At 73.7% G+C, this 5455-nt stretch carries 3 protein-coding genes and 1 pseudogene; 1 reads left to right on the top strand and 3 read right to left on the bottom strand.

Annotation, left to right across the window (positions count from 1 at the left end):
• Positions 1–479: pseudogene (locus AOK15_RS39560) on the bottom strand (mechanosensitive ion channel family protein); the annotation flags it as partial.
• 106 nt (positions 480–585) lie between these two features.
• Here AOK15_RS39560 and AOK15_RS39555 point away from each other — a divergent pair.
• Positions 586–1155, top strand: coding sequence for a dienelactone hydrolase family protein (locus AOK15_RS39555; RefSeq protein WP_055523879.1), 570 nt, complete (start codon positions 586–588; stop codon positions 1153–1155).
• 48 nt (positions 1156–1203) lie between these two features.
• On the opposite strand, the gene AOK15_RS39550 is transcribed toward AOK15_RS39555, so the two are convergent.
• Positions 1204–2853 carry an alkaline phosphatase D family protein gene (locus AOK15_RS39550; RefSeq protein ID WP_055523877.1) on the bottom strand — a complete coding sequence of 550 codons (1650 nt, stop codon included), beginning with the start codon at positions 2851–2853 and terminating at the stop codon, positions 1204–1206.
• Between the two features lie 157 nt (positions 2854–3010).
• On the bottom strand, positions 3011–5455 hold a 2445-nt coding region (locus AOK15_RS39545), incomplete at its 5' end, for a helix-turn-helix domain-containing protein (protein ID WP_055523874.1).

Genomic DNA, 5455 nt, shown 5'->3' with positions numbered 1-5455 from the left:
GGTGTGGTCGCCGCCGCGGCCCGCATCGCCGGGAAGGCCAGCAGCATGGCCGCGGCGGCGACCACACCGACGATCGCGGAGACCACCCGCATGATGAGCGACACCTGGGTCCGCACCCGGCGCACCCGCGCCGGGTCGCGGTGGGCCCGGGCGTACCTGCTGTACGAGGTCTCCACCACCGCCGCGGCGATACGGATCACCAGCCAGGCCGTGGCCCCGATCAGCACCAGCGTCAGGGCGCGGCCGATCGCGGTCCGGTGCTGCTCCAGCAGTTGCGCCTCGTCGTACGTCGCTCTGAGGAAGGCCGCGCACAGGACCAGCTGGTAGGGGATGCGGCCGCGGCGCAGCAGGCCCCACAGAGGTGTCTCGTGGTGCCGCTGGTCCGCTTTGCGCAGCAGGAGGTCGGTGGTCCAGCCGATGACGAGCGTCAGGACGACCGAACCACCGATGACGATCAGTGGGCGGAGTAGGTTCTCCATGCCTTCGAACGTAACCGCCCTCGCGGGGTCATGAACATGTGACTTCGGCCGCGCTCGGGGTACGGGGCCCCGCGCCGCTGTCGTACCCGGCTGGCACCATGGCCTCATGAACATCATGCTGTTCCACTCGACCTACGGCCTGCGACCTGCGGTTCACCGGGCCGCGGACCGGTTGCGGGCCGCCGGGCACGAGGTGTGGACCCCCGACCTCTTCGACGGACGGACCTTCGACACGGTCGAGGAGGGCATGGCCTTCAACGAGGAGCTGGGCAAGGAGGAGCTGCTCAAGCGGGCCGTCCTGGCCGCCGCGCCCTACTCGGAGCGAGGGCTCGTCTACGCCGGGTTCTCCCTCGGCGCGGCCACCGCGCAGACCCTGGCCCTGGGCGACGCGAAGGCACGCGGGCTGCTCCTCCTGCACGGCACGTCGGACATCGCGGCCACCGCGTCCGTCGACGGCCTGCCCGTGCAGCTCCACGTCGCCGAGCCCGACGCGTACGAGACGGACGACTGGCTGAGCGCCTGGTACCTCCAGATGCGCAAGGCCGGCGCCGACGTTGAGGTCTACCGCTACGCCGGCGCGGGCCACCTCTACACCGACTCCGACCTGCCCGACTACGACGAGGAAGCCGCCGAGGCCACCTGGCGGGTGGCACTCGGCTTCCTCGAAACCCTCTAACGGCCGGAGCGCGCCCCGAGGCCCTGGGGCGCGGCCGGGCCGCACCGGCTACACCGGGTCGTACGTCCGCTCCACCTTCTGCGTCCCGCTCCGCGTCCGGTACGAGCGCGCCCACGACGACCTCGCGTCGGGCTTCGTCCGGTCGGACAGGACGTAGAAGTCCATCTGCGCCCGCGCTGCCGTGATGTCGAGGACGCCGTAGCCGTGCCGGTCGGTGTCGACCCAGTGGACATGCCGGTTGGCGGCGCGGATCAGGGGGGAGGCCACCGCGGAGACGGTGCCCTCGGGGACCTTCACGAGGTCGTCGAGGTTGTCCGAGGTCACCGAGGTGACGACGAACTCGGTGGCCGCGGACGCCGACAGCGGGTACGTACCGGCGTTGACCGGCACGTCGTTGGCCCAGGCCATGTGGATGTCGCCGGTGAGGAAGACCGTGTTGCGGATGGCGTTCTCCCGCAGGTGGGCGAGGAGCTCACGGCGGTCGTCGGTGTAGCCGTCCCACTGGTCGGGGTTGAGGGCGAGGCCCTCCTTCGGCAGACCGAGCAGCTCCGTCAGCGGTCCCAGCAGGTCGGCGGTGAGGTTGCCGAGGGCGAACGGGGCGATCATCACCGAGTTGCCGACCAGCCGCCAGGTCGTGTCGGACGACTTCAGCCCCGTCTTCAGCCAGTCGAGTTGGGCCCGGCCCGTCAGCGTACGGTTCGGGTCGTCGACCTCTCCGTTGCCGACGCCCACCTGCTGGGACCGGTAGGAACGCAGGTCGAGCAGCGAGAGGTCGGCGAGCCTGCCGAAGCGCAGCCGCCGGTAGGTGGTGCCGGCGATCGCCGGGCGCACCGGCATCCACTCGAAGTACGCCCGCTTGGCCGCCGACTGACGGGCCGCCCACGAGCCCTCCGTGCCCTCGGTGTGGTTCTCGGCGCCGCCCGACCAGGCGTCATTGGCGATCTCGTGGTCGTCCCAGATGGCGATGACCGGCGCGACCGCGTGCAGGGCCTGGAGGTCGGGGTCCGTCTTGTAACGGGCGTGGCGGACGCGGTAGTCGGCGAGGGAGACGATCTCGTGGGTCGGCGCGTGCGGTCGGACGACCTTGCCGCGGGTGGCGTACTCGCCGGTGCCGTACTCGTAGATGTAGTCGCCCAGGTGGATCCAGGCGTCCAGGTCGCCGCGGGCGGCCAGATGGCGGTAGGCGGCGAAGTGGCCGCCCTCCCAGTTGGCGCAGGAGACGACGCCGAACCGCAGCCCCGCCGGGGCGGCGTCGGCGGCGGGTGCCGTGCGGGTGCGGGCGGCGGGCGAGTCGGTGCCGCCTGCCGAGAAGCGGAACCAGTAGTCGGTGACCGGGGCGAGACCGCGGACGTCCGCCTTCACAGTGTGGTCGGAGTCGGCGGTCGCGGTGACCGAGCCCTTGGCCACGACCGTCGTGAACGCCTTGTCCCGGGCGACGGTCCAGCCGACCTCGACGTCAGGGCCGAGACCGGAGCCGGGTATGGCCTGCGGGGTGGGTGTCACACGGGTCCACAGCAGGACACCGTCGGGCAGCGGATCGCCGGAGGCGACACCGTGCAGGAACGCGGGGGCGTCGGCGGCGCTCGCGGGGAACGCGGCGGTCAACGGGGCCGCGAGGACCGCGCCCGCGGCGGCCGCCTTGACGACCGTACGGCGGCGCGGGGCGGCGGAGGAGAGGCCCGGCCCAGCGGGCGACATGCCTCTGGGGTCGACGGGGACACCGGAGTTGGAGTGAGATCTGCGACTGGTCACGGCGGATGAGATTACTGATCAGTAGCGGTTTGGGTAAGGCGTATGACGCGAAATCCGCCCAATGTTCAGATCACGGTGCCCTGTTGGTCGAGGGACTGCCCGGTCACCGCCCGTCGGCGTACCCACGGGCCAGGGCGATCAGCGCGGCCCGGTCGGCGCAGCCGGTGCGGTTGCGCAGGCTCGCCAAGTGCTTCTCGACGGTGCGCGGGGAGAGGAAGAGATGCTCGGCGATCTCCTGGTTGCCGAAGCGCCGGCCGAGCAGCCGCAGCACCTCGTACTCCCGGGCCGTCACCCCCGTCCGCCGCAGTTCCGCCGGGATGGTGTCGTGGCCCTGGCGGCGCCGGGGCACGGCGGAGCCCGCGTCCCGCAGCAGCGCGCGGCACGCCGCCGACACCCGGGTGGTACCCCGGTCGTGGAAGAACTGCTCGGCGGAGCGCAGCCATGCGACCGGCCGGCCCCAGCCGTCGGCGAGGGCAGCCCCGGCGCCCAGACGCAGACACAGGTGGGCGGCGAGGGGAATCGAGTCGGTCCCGACCAGGGCCTCCTCCGCGGACTTCGCGGCCTCGGCGGCCCGGCCCTCACGGCCCAGCAGCACGGCCCGGGACCAGCCGACGAAGGGCCGGTCCCAGTGGACCTGGGCCAGCCGGTCCGTGCCGGGGCCCTCCAGTTCCGCCCAGCCGACCGTGCCCTTCAGGGTGCGCAGCAGCAGATACGGCCCCAGGAAGCCGCCGACCCCGCGGGTGCTGGGCAGCGCCCGCATGACGTGGTCCGCCTCCGTGAACTCGGCCAGCGCCCGGTCGTGTTCCTCCCGCATCAGGGAGCAGATGCCCTGGGCCCAGCCCCACACGGAGGTGTCGTAGCCCCAGACCGCCCCCGCGCTCCGGCCGGCCAGCGCGTTCCGCAGGTCGTCCAGGGAGCTCTGGAGGCGTTCGCGTTCACCGAGCGCGGCGGCGACGACGCCGTCCACGCCGATCCCGATCAGCTCCACCTCGCGCAGCCGCAGCCGCCGGGCCGTCTGCCGCAGCCGCTCGGCGGACTCCACCGCCCGGTCCTGTTCGTCGCGCAGCACATGGGCGAGCGTCAGATGCATGTCGGCCCAGGCCGTCATGAGGGTCGCGCCGGTCTCCTCGGCCGCCCGCCGTGCGGCCGTCAGACGGTCCGTGCCGGTGAACCGGAGCCGGTCGAGCACACCGAGTTCCAGCAGACCGCGGATGCGCCACACCGGCAGGGCGTGGGCCTCGGCCGTCGTCACCAGGCGGGCGAACGTCTCCTCCGCCTCGGCGAGGCTCTGGGGCCGCAGACAGTAGCCGAGCATGTTCAGCGCCTTGCAGCTCACCTCCGGCAGCCCGACCGTCTCGGCGGTGGCGACGGCTCCCTCGGCGAGGGTCCGGGCGGACTCCAGCCGGTCCGGGCGCCGCGAGTTGAGGACCAGGTGGGCGGCGACCGCGTCCAGGGAGGCGCGCGAACCGGGGTCCGGGTCGTCGCCGAGCAGCTCCCTCGCCCGCCGTACGGTGGCCAGGCCCTCCTCCCACTGCTGCGCCGTGGCCGCGGCCCTGGCCCGGGTCACGAAGCCCGCCACCCGCCGGGTGTTCGGCGCGCCCGACGCGGTCAGTACGTCGTCCAGCCGGTCCCCGAGCTCCGGTACGCGCCGGACGTCACCGGTGAGGACCAGGGTGCGGAGCAGTTCCTCCAGCAGCCCGGCCACGGCCTCGGGCGGGGTGTCCGGGGCGCCCGAGGTCAACTCCAGGCCCCGGTCGAGGAGTTCCACGGCGGTCAGCAGCGCGCCGCGCGCGACGGCCTGCCGCCCGGCCCGGGTGAGCAGGACGGCCGCCCGTGCCCGCCGACCGCCGGCGACACACAACTCGGCGGCGAGCCGGTCGAGATCGTCCCCGGCCTCCCCGCCGATGAGCCCGTGGGGCTCGCGCGGGACACCCTCGTGCCGCGTCCCGGTGGGCCATGTGTCCTCGTACCGCTCCCCGTTGCGGCGCGCGTCCTCGTGCCGCGTCCGGGCGTGTCGTGCGCTCGCGCGTCGTGTTCCGGCGTGTCGGGTGTCCCCGTCGTCCGGGCCCTCGTGCCGTGCGCCCTCGTGCCGTGCGCCCTCGTGCCGTGCGCCCCCGTTGTCCGGGCTCTCGTGCCGTGCGCCCTCGTGCCGTGCGTGCTCGGGCTCTGTGTCCTCGTACCGCGTGTCCTCGAAGTGCCGGCCCTCGTCCTCCGTGCCCTCCGCGGTACCCGGCAGCCTAGCCGCCGCACCCCGTACCGACTCGATCGCGTCGGCGGCGGCGAGGCAGAGGGCGGCCCGTTCGGTCGGGAGGAGCCGGTGGGCGATGGCGTCGGCGGTCAGGGCGTGGCGGAAGGCGTGCCAGCCGGGCTCGCCCGTCGGGGAGCCGCCGGAGACCAGGTCGGCGTGGGCCGCGTGGCGGAGGTGGGTGAGGGCGGTGGCGCGGTCGAGGCCGGCGACACGGGCCGCGATGTCCACCGGGAACCGTCTGCCGAGGACCGCCGCCGACTCCAGGAGGGCCACACCGGGCGCCGCCAGCCGGTCCACGCG

The sequence above is a fragment of the Streptomyces ossamyceticus genome (assembly GCF_001418475.1).
GTDB classification, from domain to species: Bacteria; Actinomycetota; Actinomycetes; order Streptomycetales; family Streptomycetaceae; genus Streptomyces; species Streptomyces ossamyceticus.
This window is presented reverse-complemented; position numbering and strand designations above follow the sequence as displayed.

Coding starts and splice junctions, on each gene's coding strand:
- AOK15_RS39555 (WP_055523879.1), top strand. CDS start 586: ATGAACATCATGCTGTTCCACTCGACCTACGGCCTGCGACCTGCGGTT.
- AOK15_RS39550 (WP_055523877.1), bottom strand. CDS start 2,853: ATGTCGCCCGCTGGGCCGGGCCTCTCCTCCGCCGCCCCGCGCCGCCGT.